Source organism: Mesorhizobium sp. L-8-3, from assembly GCF_016756615.1.
Lineage (GTDB): Bacteria > Pseudomonadota > Alphaproteobacteria > Rhizobiales > Rhizobiaceae.
In genome coordinates this window covers 8,011,730-8,032,178 of sequence record NZ_AP023262.1, presented here as the reverse complement: position 1 = coordinate 8,032,178, position 20,449 = coordinate 8,011,730, and the positions used below count along the sequence as shown (strand labels likewise).

At 65.2% G+C, this 20,449-nt stretch carries 15 protein-coding genes; 10 read left to right on the top strand and 5 right to left on the bottom strand.

Annotated elements, in window-relative coordinates; genetic code table 11:
* Positions 1 to 31: 31 nt before the first annotated feature.
* Positions 32 to 970, bottom strand: a complete 939-nt coding sequence (locus JN302_RS36855) for a PLP-dependent cysteine synthase family protein (RefSeq protein WP_202330888.1) — start codon at positions 968 to 970, stop codon at positions 32 to 34.
* A gap of 73 nt (positions 971 to 1,043) precedes the next feature.
* Between JN302_RS36855 and JN302_RS36850 the strand changes: the two genes are divergently transcribed.
* A complete protein-coding gene (locus tag JN302_RS36850; protein ID WP_202330887.1) occupies positions 1,044 to 1,505 on the top strand; it encodes a MarR family winged helix-turn-helix transcriptional regulator in 462 nt (153 codons plus the stop codon).
* Between the two features lie 5 nt (positions 1,506 to 1,510).
* On the opposite strand, the gene JN302_RS36845 is transcribed toward JN302_RS36850, so the two are convergent.
* Entirely contained in the window at positions 1,511 to 3,187 is a 1,677-nt protein-coding gene (locus JN302_RS36845; RefSeq protein WP_202330886.1) for an FAD-dependent oxidoreductase, read from the bottom strand.
* A gap of 257 nt (positions 3,188 to 3,444) precedes the next feature.
* Positions 3,445 to 3,738 (bottom strand): hypothetical protein, encoded by a 294-nt coding sequence (locus tag JN302_RS36840; RefSeq protein WP_202330885.1) that lies wholly within the window; start codon positions 3,736 to 3,738, stop codon positions 3,445 to 3,447.
* A gap of 179 nt (positions 3,739 to 3,917) precedes the next feature.
* Here JN302_RS36840 and JN302_RS36835 point away from each other — a divergent pair, with 179 nt between their 5' ends.
* From JN302_RS36835 to JN302_RS36795, 9 genes are all read left to right on the top strand, one after another.
* Positions 3,918 to 5,546: a GMC family oxidoreductase gene (locus tag JN302_RS36835; protein ID WP_202330884.1), complete on the top strand. Its 1,629-nt coding sequence runs from the start codon at positions 3,918 to 3,920 to the stop codon at positions 5,544 to 5,546.
* A 58-nt stretch (positions 5,547 to 5,604) separates the two neighbouring features.
* Positions 5,605 to 7,227 (top strand): long-chain-fatty-acid--CoA ligase, encoded by a 1,623-nt coding sequence (locus JN302_RS36830; RefSeq protein WP_202330883.1) that lies wholly within the window; start codon positions 5,605 to 5,607, stop codon positions 7,225 to 7,227.
* Between the two features lie 2 nt (positions 7,228 to 7,229).
* Entirely contained in the window at positions 7,230 to 8,960 is a 1,731-nt protein-coding gene (locus JN302_RS36825; protein ID WP_202330882.1) for an aldehyde dehydrogenase family protein, read from the top strand.
* Between the two features lie 41 nt (positions 8,961 to 9,001).
* Complete coding sequence (locus JN302_RS36820) at positions 9,002 to 9,631, top strand: TetR/AcrR family transcriptional regulator (protein WP_202330881.1); 630 nt, start codon at positions 9,002 to 9,004, stop codon at positions 9,629 to 9,631.
* Positions 9,632 to 9,882: 251 nt separating this feature from the next.
* A complete protein-coding gene (locus tag JN302_RS36815; protein WP_202330880.1) occupies positions 9,883 to 12,897 on the top strand; it encodes a trypsin-like peptidase domain-containing protein in 3,015 nt (1,004 codons plus the stop codon).
* 255 nt (positions 12,898 to 13,152) lie between these two features.
* Positions 13,153 to 13,947: a DUF899 domain-containing protein gene (locus JN302_RS36810; RefSeq protein ID WP_202330879.1), complete on the top strand. Its 795-nt coding sequence runs from the start codon at positions 13,153 to 13,155 to the stop codon at positions 13,945 to 13,947.
* Positions 13,944 to 14,216, top strand: coding sequence for a hypothetical protein (locus JN302_RS36805; protein WP_202330878.1), 273 nt, complete (start codon positions 13,944 to 13,946; stop codon positions 14,214 to 14,216). The genes JN302_RS36810 and JN302_RS36805 overlap by 4 nt, the downstream gene beginning before the upstream one ends.
* 430 nt (positions 14,217 to 14,646) lie before the next feature.
* Entirely contained in the window at positions 14,647 to 15,981 is a 1,335-nt protein-coding gene (locus JN302_RS36800) for an oligosaccharide flippase family protein (RefSeq protein WP_202330877.1), read from the top strand.
* A gap of 3 nt (positions 15,982 to 15,984) precedes the next feature.
* Positions 15,985 to 16,959 (top strand): glycosyltransferase, encoded by a 975-nt coding sequence (locus tag JN302_RS36795; protein WP_202330876.1) that lies wholly within the window; start codon positions 15,985 to 15,987, stop codon positions 16,957 to 16,959.
* Positions 16,960 to 17,596: 637 nt separating this feature from the next.
* On the opposite strand, the gene JN302_RS36790 is transcribed toward JN302_RS36795, so the two are convergent.
* Both JN302_RS36790 and JN302_RS36785 read right to left on the bottom strand, forming a co-directional pair.
* A complete protein-coding gene (locus tag JN302_RS36790; RefSeq protein ID WP_202330875.1) occupies positions 17,597 to 18,859 on the bottom strand; it encodes a glycosyltransferase family 4 protein in 1,263 nt (420 codons plus the stop codon).
* Between the two features lie 6 nt (positions 18,860 to 18,865).
* Complete coding sequence (locus JN302_RS36785; protein WP_202330874.1) at positions 18,866 to 20,449, bottom strand: tyrosine-protein kinase domain-containing protein; 1,584 nt, start codon at positions 20,447 to 20,449, stop codon at positions 18,866 to 18,868.

Here is a 20,449-nt window from a genome sequence, read left to right as displayed (position 1 = left end):
CGAGGGTCTGTTCCTGCTCTGATTCGCCGCCTCAGGCCGTCACCTTGTCTTTCGCATAGGAAGAGAGATATTTCATTCCCGTGTCGCACATGACGGTGACGACCGTCGCGCTCGGCCCGAGCCGTTCGGCCAGCCGGAGGGCCGCGATCACATTGGCGCCGGTGGACGTGCCTGCGAAGAGGCCTTCCTCCCGGGCGAGACGAAGCGCCATGGCCTTGGCCTCGTCGGTCGAGACGCGCTCGATCCGGTCGGCGATCTCGTCCTGCCAGAGAGGCACGACATAGCCCGCGCCGACCCCGTCGATCCTGTGCGCGCCCGCCGGACCGCCTGACAGGACCGCAGACTCGGACGGTTCGACCGCCACGATGCTGACCCGATCGTCGCGCCGGCGAAGCGCCTCGGCCGTGCCACGCAGCGATGCCGCGGTTCCGACGCTCTGGACAAAGCCGTCGATCCGCCCCGACGTCTGCTGCCAGATTTCCTCGCCCAACCGGTGATAGGCGGCGAGTTGATCCCGGTTCTGCATCTGATCGGTCCAGAAGGCTCCCGTCCGTTCGGCGATGACGCGGGCAGCCTCGATCATGTCGCGGGTCAGTTTCCCGGTCATCCGTCCGCTCTCGCTCGGCACGATGTCGAGCCGCGCACCGAGGATGCGCATATGGTCGAGCTTTTCCCGGGCAAAGGCGTCGGAGCTGACGATGTGGAGCGGATAGCCCTTCACCGCGCAGACGAGCGCCAGCGAGACGCCGGTGCTGCCGCCGGTATATTCGACCACCTGCCCGCCGGGCTTCAGGCGCCCATCGGCCTCGGCCGCCTCGACCATGGCGAGCGCCATGCGGTCCTTCATGCTGCCGGTCGGGTTCTCGCTTTCGAGCTTGAGCAGGATGCGTGCGCCATTCCCCGGCACGATACGCCGCAGCGCCATAAGCGACGTGTTGCCGATCCCTGCCAATATGCCTGGTTCGCTCATCGGCCGGTGCCTCCGTTTCGCTATTTCCATGTAGATACAAACTTTGTATATACATGGACCTATGACCAGGACCATGCAACCGAAAAAGACTCTCCGCCGCGACGCTGCCGCGCTGATCGCCGCGTGTCCTGGCCTCAACAGCCGCGCCGTCGCTCGGCGCATCAGCCAGTTCCTGGATCGCGAACTCGCGGGTTCCGGGTTGAGCCTGGCGCAGCTCGGCCTGATGGCGCAGATCGCCGCGGCCGAGGACGACCGGCTGGGTGCCCTTGCCGACCGGATCGGTCTCGATCAGTCGACGCTCTCGCGAAACCTCAGGACGCTGGAGGGCGCTGGCATGGTGGAGATCGCGATCGTGGAGAAAGATCTGCGTCGACGCGCGGTGTGGCTCACCGAGGCCGGTGCGCGGCGCCTCGAAGCGGCGGTTCCGGTCTGGCGTGCGGCGCAGAAGCGAATGGCGCTTTTGCTCGAGGTCGATCTCGTGCGGCGCCTGGCGATCGAAAGCGATGCGCTGCTGGCCGACGACAAGGCAGCCTGATCGCGCTACCCACCGGCTGCGGCCGCCGGCTGCATCGCGCCCTTTGCCCCTGTCACGATTCGCCACAATGCCGCCGCGTCGCGGGGCGGCGCCTTGCCGCGCCATGCCACGATCTGATCCGGCCGGATCAGAACCAGATCGGCTTCGTAGAGCGCGCGGGTTTCTTCATCGGGCATGTCGAGCACGGTCGCCGGGATGCCGAGGCGCGCAGCGGTATCGGCAAGTTCCTGCCCCAGTTCCGGCCGCGAGCACATGATGGTGAATTCGAAACCGAAGAGATCGAACAGCGATCGTCCGTCGGGCAGCCAGCGATGCGGCGTCCGACCGCCCGGACAGGCCGTTGGCGTGTAGTTGTTGGCGGAATCGGGCGGCGGCGCCGTGCCGTCGGGCACGATGACGGGCGAGCCGTCATAGCGGGCCCCGAAAGTGATGCCCGGAATGTTGAATTCCGCGCGGATGGCGGCGTTGAGATAGTCGCCTGCCCTTTGCCGTGCCTCGGTGCCGACGGGAGTCGCGTCTTCGATCGCGGGGTCGGGCGGGACCCCGATGCGGGCCGCGAAGCCGCTCGCGAAGGCGGTGTTGCGCAGCGCCACCGGCCGCCGCTCGGCCTCGTAGCTGTCCATCAGCGCCGGCCCGGCCCAGCCCTTCGCGACCGCGGCGAGCTTCCAGCCGAGATTGACCGCGTCCTCGATGCCGGTGTTGTAGCCGAGCCCGCCCGATGGCGTGAAGAGATGGGCCGCGTCGCCGGCCAGCAGCACGCGGCCCCGCTGGAAACGTTCCGCGACGAGCGCGAAGCCGGCCGTCCAGGCCGCGCGCCCCAGCACCTCGATCGGGAAACGCAAGCCGACCACCTGCTCCAGCATGGCATGCATGCTTTCGTCCGTGACGTCTTCCTCGCGCTCGCCCGGCCTCAGTTGCGTGTGGAAGACGAAATCCCTGATGCCGTCGAGCGCGCACATGAAGCAGCGCCGCTCGTTATTGAAGGCCCAGTACATCCACGCCTTTCTGTGCGGGATGATGTCGTAGAGATGGGGCGCCCGGAAATGCAGCATCTGCATCCTGCCACCCATGAAGTCGCGCTGGGCGCCGCCTTCGCCCAGGAAGTTGTAGCCGAGGGTCTTGCGCACGAAGCTGCGCGGCCCGTCGCAGCCGATCAGCCAGCCGACGCGGAGCCGCTCAATCGCGCCATCGTCGGTCCGCGCGATCGTCGCCTCGACGCCGTCGCCGTCGTCCTCGAAGCCGGTGAGCTGCCAGCCGTAGCGCAGGGAGATCGAGGGAAGGCGGCTGGTATGTTCCTTCAGGATCGGCTCGATATAGAGCTGCGAGCAGCGATGCGGCAGTTCCGCCGCGCTCCAGTCGCCGGTGAGGCTTTTGATGATCACCCGCGCATCGCGCGCGGACGGGAGCTCGTAGCGGGCGAGCTCATGGCGGGTGAAGCGCGTGAAATAGGCCATGTCGGTGGGATAGTCCGCCGGCAGGCCCAGGGCGCGAACCTCCTCGGCGAAGCCGAGCCGGCGATAGTGCTCCATGGTGCGCGCCTGTGTGGCGTTGGCCTGCGGCTTCGTCGTGGTGCCCGGCTTGTCGTCGACGAGGATCGCCGGCACGCCGCGCCGGCCGAGCTCGTTGGCGAGCATCAGGCCGCATGGGCCTCCGCCCACGATCAAAACGGCGGCATCCTGCATCGGACCCCTCTCCGGTCGCCTGCCCTGACGAGCCGGTCGAGACATGCCGGCCCCCTTGCCTAACGATCCGCACCAATGTCGGCTGACATACTCCTGGCCCATCAGAGCCAGGCAGAATTGTCTATTTCCTCTCCTTCGTGAGGCCGTTCTTGTCTCGCAAGGCAGAGATATCTCAAATTTCGCCGGGAAACGAAAGGCGGTCGCCCCCTCTGCATTCGGACAAACTGAATCCTCCTTCAGTCGACTATGGAAAGACTTCACTTGAGGGCCTCCGTCGCCCTGATCTGCAACAGGTGCCAGCCCTCATCTTCATCGAGTCGGGGTTCTTGCCGGACGACGGTCGGGCCGGCGTCAGCCGCGCCTTGCGGCGGCGATCCACCGCGCAACGCGGCGCGCATCGCGGCCGACGCCTGCGACCATCGTCGAGGACACCGCGTACTGGAAGTGAAGCCCGGCGAAATAGAGCCGCGCCGCAGCAGGCCGCCAAGGTCGCGCACGGCGCCAAGAATGCACGCAATGGCTGCGCACAGGATCAGGGCCGGTTCCGCCATTGCGAGCGTCGTCGGCGGGCGCTCGGCCTCGCCGTCGATCGGTACTCTTCGGGCGTCTCCTTCGTCATCGCTTGAACGGCGCCATCTTGCCCGAAACCCGCTGCTGAACAAAGAATCTGGACAATTGTTCAGAACTATCCTACGGAACTCTTGGAGGAAGGATTTCAAGGGAGGAAATCATGGCATTCGACTATGTGATCGTCGGTGGCGGGTCCGCCGGCTCGACGCTCGCGTCCCGGCTGAGCGAGGACCCGAACGTGTCGGTCTGCCTCCTGGAAGCGGGCGGCGACGGCAAGGGCCTTCTGATCCGCGCGCCGCTGGGCGTCGTCGCGATGCTTCCCGGCCGACCGTTCAAGCTGAACAACTGGGCCTTCAACACGGTAGCGCAGCCCGGCCTCAACGGCCGGACCGGCTATCAGCCGCGCGGCAAGGCTTTGGGGGGATCGAGCGCGATCAACGCGATGCTCTATGTTCGCGGCCACCGCTCCGATTATGACGATTGGGCACGGCTGGGTTGCGACGGCTGGTCCTATGACGAGGTCCTGCCCTACTTCCGGAAGGCGGAGAACAACGAGCGGGGCGGCAGCGAATTTCACGGCGCGGCCGGCCCGCTGCAGGTTTCGAACCAGAAAAGCCCCCGGCCGATTTCTCAGGCGTTCATCGAGGCGGCGAACTCACTGCAGATACGCACGAATACGGACTTCAACGGCGGTGAACAGGAGGGCGTCGGCCACTACCAGGTCACGCAGTTCCACCAGGTCGAAAGGAACGGCGAGCGTTGTTCAGCCGCGTGCGCCTACCTGCATCCCAATATGGTGCGCAGGAACCTCACGGTCATCACCGGCGCCCACGCCACGAAGATCGTGTTCGACGGCAAGCGCGCCACAGGCGTCCTCTACCGCAGGGGCGGCTCGGAAAAGGAGGCAGCGGCCGCGCGCGAGGTGATCCTGTGCGGCGGCACGTTCAATTCGCCACAGCTTCTTCAACTGTCGGGTGTCGGACGTCCCGAGGATCTGCAGCGCCACGGCATCAGGATGGTGCACGAATTGCCGGGCGTCGGCCAGAACCTGCTCGACCACATCGATTTCATTCTGTCCTACAAGTCGAAGCAGACCGAACTGGTCGGCATCGGCATCAGGGGCACGATCGACATGATCGGGCACATGCGCCAGTGGCGCAAGGATGGCACCGGCATGATCGCGACGCCGTTTGCGGAGGCCGGCGCATTCCTCAGGACCGATCCGGGTCTCCACCGGCCCGATGTCCAGCTCCATTTCGTGGTCTCCATCGTCGACGACCACGCCCGCAAGCTGCACCTGGGCTATGGCTACTCATGCCATGTCTGCGTGCTGCGTCCGCATTCGTCGGGCCAGGTGTTCCTGCAGAGCGGGAACCCGATGGACGCGCCGGGCATCGACCCGCGTTTCCTCTCGGACAGGCGCGATCTGGAAACGCTGATGAAGGGCGCGAAGATGACGCGCTCGATCCTCGAAGCGGAGCCGATGCGGGCGTACCGGCACAAGGAGCTCTACACCAGACCCGACATGACCGACGCGGAGTGGGAACATCACATCCGTTCCCGCGCAGACACGGTCTATCATCCGGTCGGCACCTGCAAGATGGGCGTCGACGATATGGCCGTCGTCGACCCGCAACTCAGGGTGCGCGGGCTCGAGGGCCTGCGCGTGGTCGATGCTTCGATCATGCCGACCCTGGTCGGCGGCAACACAAACGCGCCGACGATCATGATCGCCGAGAAGGCAGCCGACATGATGAAGAACGGCGCCATCGACAAGGCCGCGGCCTGACGGCCGTTTCAAACGGCGCCTTTCGCGCCGCCACCGATAGTCCAGCAGGGAGAGAAAAATGCTCGGTTCCATGATGAAGCAGCCGCTGTTGATCAGCGACCTGATCCGCCACGCCGCACGCTACCACGGCGACACGGAGATCGTGTCGAGGGAAACCACGGGTGAGATCAACGTCACCCGCTGGGCCGCGGTCGAAGATCAGGCGCGCAGGCTGGCGGCCGGCCTGCGGAAGCTCGGGCTTTCAGAGGGCGACCGCATCGCGACCCTCGCATGGAACAACCACCGGCATCTGAAAATCTGGTTCGCGGTGTCCGGCGCCGGCATGGTTTGCCATACGCTCAATCCGCGCCTGTTTCCTGAACAGCTGATCTTCATCGCCAATGACGCGGCCGACAAGGCGATCTTCTTCGACAGGACCTTCATGCCGCTGGTCAGGGCCACCCGCGAACAGCTCAGGACGGTCGCCCATTTCATCTATATGGGCGGGCGCGACGACGAAGTCGCGAGCGCCATTCCCGGCGTCATCTTCTTCGACGATCTCGTGCAGGACGACCCGGCCGAATGGCCCGTCCTTGACGAGGATACGCCATGCTCGCTCTGCTACACGTCGGGCACGACAGGCAATCCGAAGGGCGTGCTCTACAGCCACCGCTCGACGATGATCCACACCTTCGCCATCTCGCTGCCGGACGCGCTGTCGCTTTCCTCCCGCGAGACGATCCTTCCCGTGGTGCCCATGTTCCACGCCAATGCCTGGGGCATTCCCTACGCCGCCGCAATGGTCGGCGCCAAACTCGTCATGCCCGGACCGGGACTTGACGGCGACAGCCTGCTCGGCCTCATCGACGGACAGAAGGTCACGCTCGCCCTCGGTGTCCCGACGATCTGGCAGATGCTGCTGGCTGCCGCGGAAAGGTCCGGCTCCGGCATGAAGAGCCTGAAGCGCAACGTCATCGGCGGGTCGGCCGCCGCGCCGTCGATGATCGCCACCTTCCGTGACAAATACGACTGCGAGACCATCCATGCCTGGGGCATGACCGAGACGAGCCCGCTCGGAACCGCCAACCAGGTCAAGGGCAAGCATGCCGATCTCGATGCGGACGCGATGGCGCTGCTGCGCCTCGGGCAGGGCCGCCCGCCCTTCGGCATCGACCTTCGCATCGTCGACGACGAGGGCAAGGTGCTTCCGCGCGACGGCAGCAGCCAGGGCGCGCTGCAGGTCAGGGGCCATTGGGTCGTCGATACCTATTTCGGCATGGATAGAAACGCGCTGACCGACGACGGATGGTTCGACACCGGCGACGTCGCGACGCTCGACGACGACGGCTACATGGTCATCCGCGACCGCACCAAGGACATCATCAAGTCGGGCGGCGAGTGGATCTCCTCGGTCGAGCTGGAGAACATCGCGGTTTCTCATCCTGATATCGCAATGGCCGCCGCGATCGGCGCCCGCCACGAGAAATGGGACGAGCGGCCGATCATCGTCGCCGTGAAGGCCGAGGGCAGGAACCCGAGCGCCGAGGAGATCCTGGCCTATTTCGAAGGCAAGGTCGCCAAGTGGCAGATCCCGGATGCCGTCGTCTTCACCGACGCCATTCCGCTCAGCGGCACCGGCAAGATGCTCAAGAACAAGCTGCGCGACCAGTTCGGCGGCATCCTGGCAGAAAGGGGCACGTGATCATGGAAAACAGCGCCGCGAAGATCGCGCCCGCGCCGTTCGCCGACGAATTCGACACGGCGCTGACCGCGCTCGACGCCCACAAGGACGAGTGGGCGCGGACCACCGTCGCCGGGCGGATGCGACTGCTCGCGGCGGTGAAGGACGGCATCATGGCGGTGGCCCGGAACTGGGCGGAAACCGCGGCACGCAAGAAGGGGATCACGTCCGGCTCGCCGCTCGAAGGCGAGGAATGGATCGCCGGTCCCTATGCCACGATGGCCGGCGTCAACGCGCTCTTGTCGACACTGTCCCGGATGGAGGGCAAGGCGTTCCTGAAACACCTGCCGACACGAGTGCTCGAGACCGGGCAGACGGCGATCGAGGTGCTGCCGCATTCGATCTGGGATCGCCTGCTGCTTTCGGGCGTCAAGGCGGAGGTCTGGATGCAGCCCGGCGTGACGAAGGACAATCTCGCGCGGCACGCCGCATTGGCCTACGACCTTCCGGAGCATCAGCGGCGGGGGAAAGTCGCGCTGGTGCTCGGCGCCGGCAATGTTTCCGCGATCACGCCGCTGGATGTGTTGCAGAAGTTGTTCCTCGAGAACCAGGTCGTGATCCTGAAGATGAACCCGATCAACGACTATCTGACCGACTGCTACGATGTCGCGATGCGGCCGTTCATCGACCGCGGCTTTCTCAGGATCGTGAAGGGGGGCGCCGATGCCGGCGCCTATCTGGCCGGGCATCCGCTCGTCGAGGAATTGCACATCACCGGCGCCGCAGCCACGCATGACGCCATCGTGTGGGGCGTCGGCGAAGAAGCGGTGCGCAACCGCAAGGCGGGAACGCCGAAGAACCGGAAGCGGTTCACCTCCGAGCTTGGCTCGGTCAGCCCGACCATCGTCGTGCCCGGGCCGTGGAGCCCCGCCGACATTCGCTTCCAGGCCGAGAACATCGCCACCCAGAAGCTCCACAATTCCGGTCACAACTGCATTGCCTGCCAGGCGCTGATCATGCCGGGGAGCTGGGATCGGGGCGACCGCCTGATCGAGGACATCCGCAAGGTCGCAGCCGCAAACGCGCGGCCCGCCTACTATCCCGGTGCCGAGCAGCGCATGGCCGCGTTCGCCGAAAAGGCATCGAACGTCGTCCACGTTGCCCGCGGCGGCGATGCGCCGCCGCTGGTGATCGGCGATCTCGACGGCTGGAACGCCGGCAACGAATGCTTCGCGCCCGCCCTCGGCATCAAGCATATCGAGGCGGCGGACGCGGAGACCTATTTGCGGGCGGCCATCGCCTATGCAAACGCGAACCTGTTCGGAACGCTGGGCGCAAACATCCTGATCCACCCGCGCACACTGAGGCAGATCGGCCGCAGGCGTTTCGAGAGTATCATCGCCGGTTTCCGGTACGGGACAATCGCGATCAACGGCTGGTCGGGCCTCGGCTTCCTCGTCACGACCTGCCCCTGGGGTGCGTTTCCCGGCCATACGATCGAGGACGTGCAGTCGGGCATCGGAACGGTCCACAACGCCTTCATGCTCGAGAATACCGAGCGCGTGGTCGTCGAGGCGCCATGGCGGCCGTTCCCGCGCAACCTGTTGTCGGGCGGGTTGACCTTGTTGCCGAAGCCACCCTACTTCATCACCAACAAGCGGCAGCACGTCCTGGGCAGGCTGCTGACCGCGTTCCAGCACAAGCCGGGCTGGCTGAAATTGCCGCGGATCTTCTTCCATGCCCTTCTGGGCTAGACGGGCGCGATTCGGGCAACACGACAGGGACGAGCGTCAGGATGGACACAGCGGCTGCGCAGAAGATCGGACGCATGCGCGAAGTGGCCGAAAGGAAGGCCGACAAGCGCGTGGAGAAGAAGCGCGAGCTGGCCAGGAGCGCGATCCTGACGCTGGCGCAGCTTGGCTACGCCAACACCAGCCTGCGCGACATCGCCACGCAGTCCGGTGTGTCGGTGGGCGTGATCCACTACTACTTCGAAGACAAGATCGATCTCATCTCCTATTGCGTCGAGCAGTACAAGGCCGAGTTCGTCGCGAGGATGCGGTTGATCATCGACTCGTCGACATCGCCGGATTCCATGGTCGAGGGTTTCATCGACGGGCTGGTTCGGACCATCGAGGAAGATGCCGATGCGCACCGGCTCTGGTACGATATTCGCACCCAGGCGCTGTTCGACGAGAGTTTCCGGCCGACCGTGAATGAGATCGAGGGCGCCCTGATCGGCATTGTCCGGCATCTGCTCGACCGCCTGGGGGCGACAGCTATCGATCCGGTCGATGCCTATGCCGCACTTGATGGCCGTTTCCGCTACTGTCTGCAGCATTTTGTCCAGCAGGACGCGAATGCTGTTCGAGACTTCCGCGCCGCGCTCGCGCGCCTGTTTTTGCTGCTTGGTCTCAAAGACTAAAGCATGTCTCCCGAAAAGCGGGAGCCGGTTTCGGGACATAACATGCGTAGAACAAAAACATAAAGCGCGTTGAGGGAATCTGATAGATCGCGACGCGCTTCAACAGCGTGCGTGACACTTCCGACGCGATGCTCTTTACTGCTGGAATATTCATGGCACTATGAATGAAAATGCACTGCGATCGGTCTGTTGTTGATACAGCACGCAATAGCATCGACCTGAACGTAGTCTGTCCAACGTGGGAGGGCACCGTGGTTGACTCGATTTCCGGGCAGGCCCTGCGGGACATTCCCTTCGCCTCTGCTTCGAAGCCGGAAGCATCGTTCGCCGACATCCGCGCCAGGCTGCCCGTCACCGATCCGGAAAGCATGCAACTCGGATGGAAGAAAGTCCGGGAGGTCGGGGTCACTTTCGAGCGCGCGATCGGCCGCTACGTCACGATATCCGCAACGCTCCTGAAGGTACTGGCCGATCGGAGGCGCGCGGTCGCTCGAATCCAGACAGACGGAACCGACTTTCGCGGCTACACGGGAGCATGGGGCGGAACTGGCTTTCTCGTGGCTCCGAACCTCTTCCTGACCAACAACCATGTTCTCAACAGCGATGCGGTGGCTGGCAAGGCCACGGTCGAATTCGATTATGAAGTTGGTGAGGAGGCGCTGCTCGGCGGCACGAGCGCACTCTCTCCTTCGAAGAAGGTCTTCAAGCTGGATCCGCGACGGCTCTTCATCACCAGCCCTGCGGCAGATGGACTCGACTACACATTCGTCTGGATCGACTCCTCCGCCGCAACCGAATTCGGAACCATCCTGCTCGAACGTTCGTCGTTCACAATGATGGAGGGGGAACAGGCCTTCGTCATCCATCACCCTGACGGCCGCCTGAAGGAAGCCTCGGTCGATGACACCGACATCCTGAAGGTCGACAGCCGCGTGGTCCACTATTCATCGGATACGGATTACGGCTCTTCCGGCGCCCCGGTGTTCAACAGACAGGGCAACCTGATCGCGCTTCACCATGCCACGCGCGAGCAGGATGTCACGCTGAAGGATGGACACAAGTCGAACTATGTCAACGAAGGCATCAAGATCGCGGCCATTGCCCTCGACCTCGAGACCAAGGCCCAGTCCGCTGGTCCGGAAGCTGCGGCCGCGCGCGAGGTGCTCTCTGCCATACGCGGATCCGACACGCTCACGGGCTTCTTCGGCGCCCTTGGCCGGCGTCCCGCGGGTGCCAACGACCTCGAGCGGGTCGTCAATGCCTATACCGGCGACGATGCCGACATCGACGTCGGGTTCTGGAATATCGAGCATCTGGCGTCGCGCTACGACGAAGGGACCAAACTCGAGGCGGCGGCAGCGGTATTGGCTGACATGAAGCTCGATATCTGGGGCCTGTCCGAGGTCTCTCCCAACGCCGTCAGGGCGCTGGTCAGCGAGATCAAGGATCGCTTCGGAGAAGACTACGGATGCGCATTCTCGGAGCCCGACGCCGGAGACGGCAAGCAGTCGACAGCGGTGATCTGGCGGACCGCCGTGCTGGACGGGTCTCCGGCAGAATGGCCGCAGGAGGTTCGGCCGCTGTTCGAGATGCGGAGCGACGATCCTGCCGCTTCCGAATTCGAGGCCGTTCACGGGAAGATTTTCGATCGCTATCCCGGGCTGTTCCGCTTCGTGACGCGCAAGCACTATGGGGCCGGTCCCATCACGCTCCACGTCGTTCCGCTTCACCTCAAGGCAATGTCCGAGGGAAGCCTGCGTCGACGCATGGCTTCCGGCATCCTCCGGCGTGCGCTCGAGGCCCTCAAACAGGATGGGATCGAGGATATCATTCTCGGCGGCGACATGAACGCGACCCTCGCCAGCGGCGATCTCGACCGCCTGAAGGATTCGGGATTTCGCCCGATGGGGGCCGACGACGAGCAGGATGGCGCCTTCACCTATCTGAAGAGCCCTTTCAAATCCTTCATCGACAACATCTTCCTGTCGCCGAACCTCAAGCACACATTCGGAGACGATGAGTTCCTGGTCGTCGCGCGCGACCGCGAAATCGGGGACTTCGTGAAGACGGTGTCGGACCACCGGCCCATCATGATCCGCCTCGCCCTGCGGGAGAGGCCAAGCGCGGAGGAAGCTGCCGATGCCGCTCTGGGGCCGCTCGACGTCGACAGGCTGCTCGACAGGATCCAGCAGGATGCCAGAGCCGCCCGAAGGCCGTCCGCGTCGCCAGGCGCAACCGGCCAGATAACCTTCGAAGAGCTGAAGCGCATGCTCAGCGATCCGTCGGTGCCCGACGCGAAGATACGGCCCTACCTGCAGGTATCGCCGCGGGACCATGCTCCCTTCTCGCCGATCGTCGAGCCCGATCCGACCAGGGTCATCATGGACCAGATCGACCGCGTCGAGGTGGAAAGCGCCATGAACTGGGGCAACCGCTTCTCCCGCTGGCGGAGGGAGCAGCGGTTCGAGCAGAGACTGAATTCCAACGATCCGAAGCCCATCCTCCTGGTCGAAGGAGACTCCTGGTTCCAGTTTCCGCTGCTCATCGACGAGGTCGTCGATCACCTGGACGGCGACTTCGTCATTCGCTGCCTCGGGGCGGCCGGCGACACGGCGGACAACATGATCCACCGCGACCCCGAATATGCGCGCGAGCTCGCGACGCTGGAGGAGAGGCTTGCGAAGAAGAAACGCAGGATAGCCGCCTTCCTGCTGTCGGCAGCAGGGAACGACATTATCGGAGCCGACGCCAATGGCAACTCCGTCCTGCTCAAGCTGCTCAAGAATTATCAGCGTGGCAAGGGCGCCGGCGCGCATATCGACCCCAAAGCCTCAAGAGCGGTCTTCTCATTCCTCGAGGAGGCCTATCGCAAAGTGATCGCAACGGTCCACGCGATCCCCGCCTGCAAGGACCTTCCGATCCTGATCCACGGTTACGACTACGCGATCCCGGGCGGCTTCGCGGAAGACCCGCGACACCCTATCTGGGCGGCGCAGGACAAATGGCTTGGCGCTCCCATGAGAGAGAAGGGGATCGTCGATCCGACCCTGCAGCGCGAGATCGTCAAACTGCTGATCGACCGTCTCTACGATATGTTCGACAAGATCGCAGGCAACAGCCGGGTGACGAAGGTGCATGTGGTGGATGTCCGGGGCGCCCTGGGCCCCGTCGATAGTTGGGCGGACGAGATCCACGGAACGTCGGACGGATTCGGCAACGTCGCGAGCCGCTTCAAGGCGGTGATGAAGCGGGTCATCAGGCCATGACGGCCGACACCGATATCCATCCGTATTGAAGCATGCCCCGGCTGGCGGCGGGAGCATCGCGATGCAGGCGAAAAAGACGCCGGTTCCCGGCAGTTCCACGCCACCGCGGCGCACGATGATCTCGTCGAAATAGCGCCACACTTGTTACTCCCCGCATTCGAATTCCGGTGCCAAGCTGTCTGACGACCAACGCGTCGAGCCGCGGATGGAACGCGCTTCGGCCTTGGGGGATTTCGTCGGAAACAGGAGGTTGCCATGACCACATCAGCCGAAAATGGACGCAGGAGCGCACAGATTGCCATGCAGACACCGCCGGTCGTGTCCCCGCAGGCCTGGGAACAGGCCCGAAACGAACTGCTCGTCAAGGAAAAGGCCCAGACCCGCGCCCGAGACGCGCTTGCCGCCGAGCGCCGGCGCATGCCGTGGATGGCCGTGGACAAGACCTATGCTTTCGAGGGACCGGCCGGCAGGGTCAGCCTGCTCGATCTGTTCGAGGGCCGGCGTCAGCTGATCGTCTACCGCGCCTTCTTCGAGCCAGGCGTGTTCGGCTGGCCTGACCATGCCTGCCGGGGATGCTCCATGGTGGCCGACCAGGTTGCCCATCTTGCCCACCTCAATGCCCGGGACACCACCCTCGTCTTCATCTCGCGCGCATCCCAGGCCGAGATCGAGCGGCTGAAGGCGAAGATGGGCTGGGACATACCGTGGTTCACCATCACGGACGGCTTCGACGCCGACTTCGGCGTGGACGAGTGGCACGGCACAAACGTGTTCTACCGCGACGGCGACCGCGTGTTCCGCACCTATTTCATCAACAACCGCGGCGACGAGCAGATGGGCAACACCTGGAACTATCTCGACATCACGCCGCTCGGCCGGCAGGAGGTCTGGGAGGATTCGCCCGAGGGCTATCCCCAGACCCCGACCTACAAATGGTGGAACTGGCACGACAGCTACGTCGCGGACGCGGAGCCCGACAAGAAGTGGGTCGAGGTGTCGGATGCCGGCGAGGCGGCGTTCCGGGAACAGAGCGCGAGCACGAAGCCATGAGCCTCGTCTGTTCCGCCCGCTCCGGCGGGCGGGCGACCCGCCGCAACGCCGTCGGGCGCAGGGCGGCCGAAGGGCTCGCTTTCGCGGCGACGCCGACCTTCGCGACCATGGCGCTGCTGACCGGCGTCCTGGGCGGCGGCCCGGCGGCGACGCTCTGCTCGGCCGCGCAAGCATGGCCTCTGGACGGCATGGTCGCGATGTATCTGCTGATGAGCGCCTTCCACGCGGCGCCGTGGCTGAAGCTGATCGGCGCGAGCCGGTCGGCTTGAAGCGGAGCCGGGTGCGTTCTTCGAGGCTCGCTGCGCTCGCAGACGGCTAGGGGATGCACATATTCTCTGCGGGCCAAGACGTTGCTTACGGCCACCGAGTCGCCTACTTGCCCGTGCCTTGTGGCCTTTGCACCCGGGTGACCCCTCATCCGACCTCGCCCACGGGTCTTGCCTCCGGCAAGCCCGAGGACAGGCTCCGCGAGGTCGGATGAGGGGTATCCCACGATGTGTGCATGTCCTAGCCGCAAGCGGGGAGAGAGAGAGGCTGTCATCGATTGGGGGCACTCGCCCTGTGGAGATGGCAACGTCCCGTCGGTTGCAATGCATGCAACCGGGCAAGAATCCGCTAAGGTCTTCATGGTTTTATGCATCGACTTCGCCGCCGCACCTGCTAGGGGCTGGTCGCTGACGAATGCCTGCGTGAAGGACGATGCTCAATTCCAAAAAGCTGGTGATGCGCGGTGCGTTCTGGACGATCGGCACCTACGGCCTTTCGGTCGGCCTGCGCTTTGGTTCCAATATCGTCCTGTCCCGCCTCGTGGTGCCCGAGGTGTTCGGGATCATGCTCGTCATCAACACCTTGCGCAACGGCATCGAGCTGATCTCGGATGTCGGCATCGGCCAGAACATCGTCCACAACAGCGCCGGCGAGAAGCAGCGTTTCCTCGATACCGCCTGGACGATCCAGATCCTGCGCGGCGCCGTCCTGTTCAGCATCCTGTTCGTCGCAGCCGCTCCGCTCGGCAAACTCTACGAACTGCCGGCTTCCGCCATCCAGTTCTCGGCGCTGACGCTCGTCATCATGGGGGCGGCGTCGATCTCGATCTATATCATGCAGCGACGGCTGCAGATCGTGCGCCTCAACCTCTTCGACCTGGCCATGGATTTCGTCTCGGTGGCGCTCGTGGTCGGGCTCGCCCTCTACAGCCCGACGATCTGGTCGCTGATCCTGGCCAATGTGCTCGCCGCCGCGATCCGGACGGTCGCGACCTATATGCTGCCCCACGCGCGCAACTGGTTCGCCTGGCAGCCGGACTATGCGCGCCAGATCCTGTCCTTCGGCAAATGGATCTATCTCGCCTCGCTGCTTTCCTTCCTGTGCGCGAGCTTCGACAAGCTTTATCTCGGGCAGAGCATTCCGCTGGCGCTGCTCGGCATCTACGGCATCGCCCGCAACGTCGCGGATCTGCCGGGCGCGCTGATCTCGCGGCTCGGCCATTCGCTGGTCTTTCCGATGATCGCACGCGAGCAGGACCGGCCGCGCAGCGAATTGCGCCGGCATCTCAGCCCCTTGCGGCTCAAGCTGCTTCTCGCCTGCGCGCTCGCCATGGGGTTCGGCACGGCCTTTGCTGACTATGCCGTCCGCATCGTCTATGACGAGCGCTATCATGAGGCCGGCTGGATGCTGCCCGTCCTGCTGATCGGGGTCTGGGGCGCGATCCTGTGCAGCATCAACGAATATGCCCTGCTCGGCGTCGGCAAGCCGCTCTACGGTGCGGCCGGCAACATGGCCAAGCTCGCCTGCCTCGTTGTCGGCATCCCCTTGGGACTTCACGTTGCCGGGCTGCTCGGCGCGATCGTGGTGCTGGCCCTCAGCGACGTCTGCCGCTATTTCCTCATCCTTTTCGGCCAGAGGCGCGAGCATGTCTCGTTCTTCCTTCAGGACGTGATGATGAGCGCCCTGATGCTGGGGCTGCTGGGGCTGCTGACCCTGCTTCGGCTGGAATTCGGCCTTGGCACCGCCTTCGACGGCGCGATGGGCTGACGCATGGAACGGGTCGGCGTCGTCGTCATCGGCAGGAACGAAGGCCGCAGGCTGATCGCCTGCCTCGCCTCGCTGGGCGAACTGGCGGCCTCGACGGTCTATGTCGATTCCGGCTCGACCGATGGCAGCGCCGAGGCGGCCCGGAAACTCGGCGCACGGGTCGTAGAGCTCGACATGGGCATTCCCTTCACAGCCGCGCGGGCGCGCAACGCGGGTTTTGCAGCGCTCGACAAAGCCATGCCCGATGTCGAAGTCGTGCAGTTCGTCGACGGCGACTGCACACTGGCGCCGGACTGGATTGCCAAGGCGCTTGCCTTCCTGCAAAGCCATCCGGACGTCGCGCTGGTCTGCGGGCGCCGTCGCGAGCGCGCGCCGGAGCGTTCCGTCTACAACCGCCTCTGCGACCGCGAATGGGACACGCCGGTCGGCGAGGCGACCGAGGCCGGCGGCGACTGCGTCATCCGCGCCGAGGCGTTCCGCGTCGTCGGAGGCTACAGTCCCGATCTCATCGCCGGGGAGGAGCCGGAGCTCTGCGTCAGGCTGCGCATGAAGGGCTGGCGCATCTGGCGCATCGATGCCGAGATGACGCTGCATGACGCCGACATCACGCGCTTCTCCCAGTGGTGGCGCCGTTCCATGCGCGGCGGCCATGCCTTCGCCGAAGTGTCCGCGCGGCATGCCGGCACGCCCTTCGCGATCTGGACCCGAAGCAGCCGCCGTGCACTGTTCTGGGGGCTCGCGCTGCCGCTTGGCGTCGTGCTGGGCGCGGTGCTGATCCACCCGGCGCTGCTCGCCCTCCTTCTCGTCTATCCCGTCCAGGTGGCGAGGATCGCGATGCGGGAAGGACCGGCAAAACCCGCGAGTTGGACCTATGCCTTCTTCGCTGTGCTGGCGAAGTTTCCGGAGATGCAGGGCGTGATGCGCTTCTACCGGGGACGGCTCTTGAAACGCCGCAACACGATCATCGAATACAAGTAGCGTGGTCGGCCGGGTCGGCCTCGATGGACTGATTGTCGGCGCCAGCGCGAGGAGCGCAATTCCGGAAAGCCGACGATGGAGCTTGATGGCAGGGATGCTCCAAGGGATGCCGCACATCGTGGAAGTACCCCTCATCCGACCTCGCCCTTCCGGGCGAGGCCACCTTCTCCCACAAGGGGAGAAGGCTGGAGCCTGGCTTGGCCGCCTCTGCAAATCACCAACGTCTGCGATTGACCGAAACGCTGCTGCCGGCGCTCCCTTCTCCCTTGTGGGAGAAGGTGGCCGCGCGAAGCGCGGTCGGATGAGACACACCGCCCGGCGCCGGACGCCATCCTGGATGAAAGTGCCGTGTATCTTCGTACCCCTCTCTGTCCTGCCGGACATCTCCCCCACAAGGGGGGAGACTGGCTGTCATCGATGACGGCTCTCGTCTTGCAACGTTGATGATTGGCGAAATCCAAGCGGCCGGCCGGTCTCCCCCCCTTGTGGGGGAGATGTCCGGCAGGACAGAGAGGGGTATCTGGCAGAACCTTATCCGACTGAAACAAAAAGGCTTTCCGCTCTGCCTTCATGGCAGGGGTACTTTCGCGACCTGCATAACGTAGCCCGACGGGTCGGCGGAACTGGAGAGCGAGGATCAGTCCGCCGCGTCTGTAAGGGCTTCGGCCGTCGCGTTGGTCGCTTTCGCGTCGAGTGCGCCGGCGTCGGTCCGCGCAAACAGCGTCCTCAACTGCCGGCCGAGCGCGCGGCGGTCGTGGCGTTCTTCCACGCGGGCGCGGCCGTGCCTGCCCATTGCCTGAAGTGTCGCGGGGCTGGCTTCGAGGGCGGTGCGCATGGCCGCGACGAGCTGGTCGTGATTGCCGGGTTCCACCAGCCAGCCGCATTCGGCGTCGACGAGCTCGGGAATGCCGGCGACAGTGGTCGAAAGCACCGGACGGCCGAGGGCGAGCGATTCCATGATGACGATCGGCAGCCCTTCGGCGTGGCTCGGCAGGAGCAGGGCACGGCCGGAGGCGATCAGGCGGCGGACCTCCTGGTTGCTCGCCCAGCCGTGCAGCACCACCTCGCGGCCGACGCCGTGCTTTTCGATCTCGGCCTCGATCTCAGCCCTGCTGTCGCCGTCGCCCACCAGCACCACGCGAAGCCCGGGAAACTGCCCCTTCAGCGCGGCGACGGCGGCGGGAATGTGGACCTGGCCCTTGGCCTGGCAGAGGCGCCCGACACAAACGAAGGTGAAATTATCCGCCGCGACATCAGGGGCGACCGCAAAGTTGTCGAGCTCGATGCCGCAATGGACGACCTGGACCTTCGCCGCATCGGCCGGTCGCGCAAGGCTCGTGAGCAGCTTGCGGCCATAGGCGGATATGCCGACGACGAAAGCGGCCCGTGCGATCTTGTCCTCGAAGCTCAGAAGCTCTGGATCGGCGAATTCGTCGGGGCCGTGGGCGGTGAAGCTGTAGCTCGGGCCGCCGAGGATCGAGGACAGCATCGCGACCGCAGTCGGGTTGTTGCTGTAATGCGTATGGACGTGACGGATACCCTGTCGCTCGGCTTCCTGGCGCAAGGCCGCTGCCTGGACGAGATAGGCGGCATGCCTGACGACGCCTCCGCGCGCGTTGCGCAAGAGCCTCAGCCAGACAGGCAGGGCCCTAATAAGGCCGACCGGATTGACCGCCAGCTCCTTGAGCGCCGCGAGGAGCAGGCCCTTCTTGTTGTCGTCGAGAAGATAGTGCGTGATGCCTGCCTCGCGCTTGTCGGCGGGGTCGACGAGCGGGCCGTCGAACCGGCGCACGGCGAACCGCGTCACCGCGACGCCGAGTTCCTCCAGGGCCTCGATCTCGCCGCGGATGAAGGTGCTGCTTGGAGCCGGATAGGTGTTGAGGAGGTAGGCTATCTTCATCGCGGCTCAGCGCCCACGGTCCTTGCCGGCCGCCGTCGCGAATGCCGACTGGCGGGCGAGGATGGCCGCCTCGGGCGACAGCAGCCTTTGTTTCTTTCCCATGGCCGCCTTGTTGAGCACGGTGCCGATCAGCCGGTCGCGGACTGGAGCGGCAAGCGCTAGGGCCGCGCCGAGCTCGTCGGTCGAGACCTTGCCCCATTCCGCGACCAGCAGGAACGCGTCGACATGGGCCGCGGCGGCGCGCAGGTCGCCGCTCGCCAGCAATGGCGGCATGTCGAAGACGACGAGATCATAGCCCGTTGCCTGATGGAAGAGCCGATCCATGGCCGGCGACCATAGAAGCTGGGTGCTGGCTGCCGGATCGCCCGGCTTGCCGAAAGCGAGGAAATGCACGCCCGAGCGCGGGTCTTCGAGCACATGGGCGGCAAGGTTGGTGTCTGCCTCGGCAAGCAGCGTGCCGAGCCCGGTGCGTGCCGACGGCGCCAGGGCACGGGAGAGGGCAGGGTCGTAGGGCTGCGCGTCGACCAGGAGCACACGCTTGCCGCCGGCTGCTGCCATCAAAGCGAGATTGGCTGATATCGTCGTCTTGCCTTCGCCTGATAGCGCCGACGTGACCGCCAGCCTGCGCAGGCGTGACGTCGGTGCGTCGATGGCGACGCCGACATTGCGCAGGGCCTGCCAGGTCGGCGAAAAGGGGCGGGCCGCCACCTCGGAGAGGATGGTGTCTGCCGCGGCAAAATCGAAACGGCCCGAGCCCGTGGTCATCGTGCCCGTACTGCCGCGCGCAGCCGGTTCCAGCAGCGGCACGATGCCGAGGCATTCGGCGCCGCTGGCGGCCAGGGCCTGTTCGGGCGTGCGGATGCGGCGGTCGAGGAAAGCGAGCACGAGGGATATCAAGGCCCCGGCAACGGCGCCGGCGACAGCGGCTGCGGCGATGATCAGGATGCCGCGCATGTCGCTCTTGTCGATCGGCGGCGTGGCGGCCGATACGATTTGCGCCTTCGGCCCCACTTCGCGCAGGCGATCGCGCAGCCAGCTGCTCGCCGACTGGACGGCAAGCTCGCGGTCGGCATGGAGTTTCGCCATATAGGCCGTGGCCACTTCGTTGGCGACCGTCGCGGCGAGCTGCGGGTCGCGCGCCGTATAGGCGATGGCCACGAGATTGCTCTGGCCCACGCGCTGCACCGACAGGCTGCTACGGAATCGCTTCAGGGCCCGCTCGACATCGCCGCCGGTCGCCTCCGCCAGCTTGACCTTGTCGATCACCGTCCGCGCCACCGGCTCCGATGCGACGATCTGGATCTGCGTTTCCAGGAAGCTCGGCTCGAACTGCGCTTCGGCGAAGAACGTGTCCTGGCCGCTGCTCGCGAGCCTCAAGTCGGTGACGTTCAAAATGGTGACCGCCGTGTAGTTGGCCGGCCGCAGCATGACATAGGCCACCGCCGCCAGAACGCAGAGCGCGGGCACGATCACGATCGGCAGGGGGCGTCGAAGCAAGGCGCGCAGCATCCAGCGCCAATCATAGGTCTCGCCCGGCGTACGCACGCTCTCCTCGGTCAGGGGATGCTGCAAATGGTTTGCCTCGAGCAT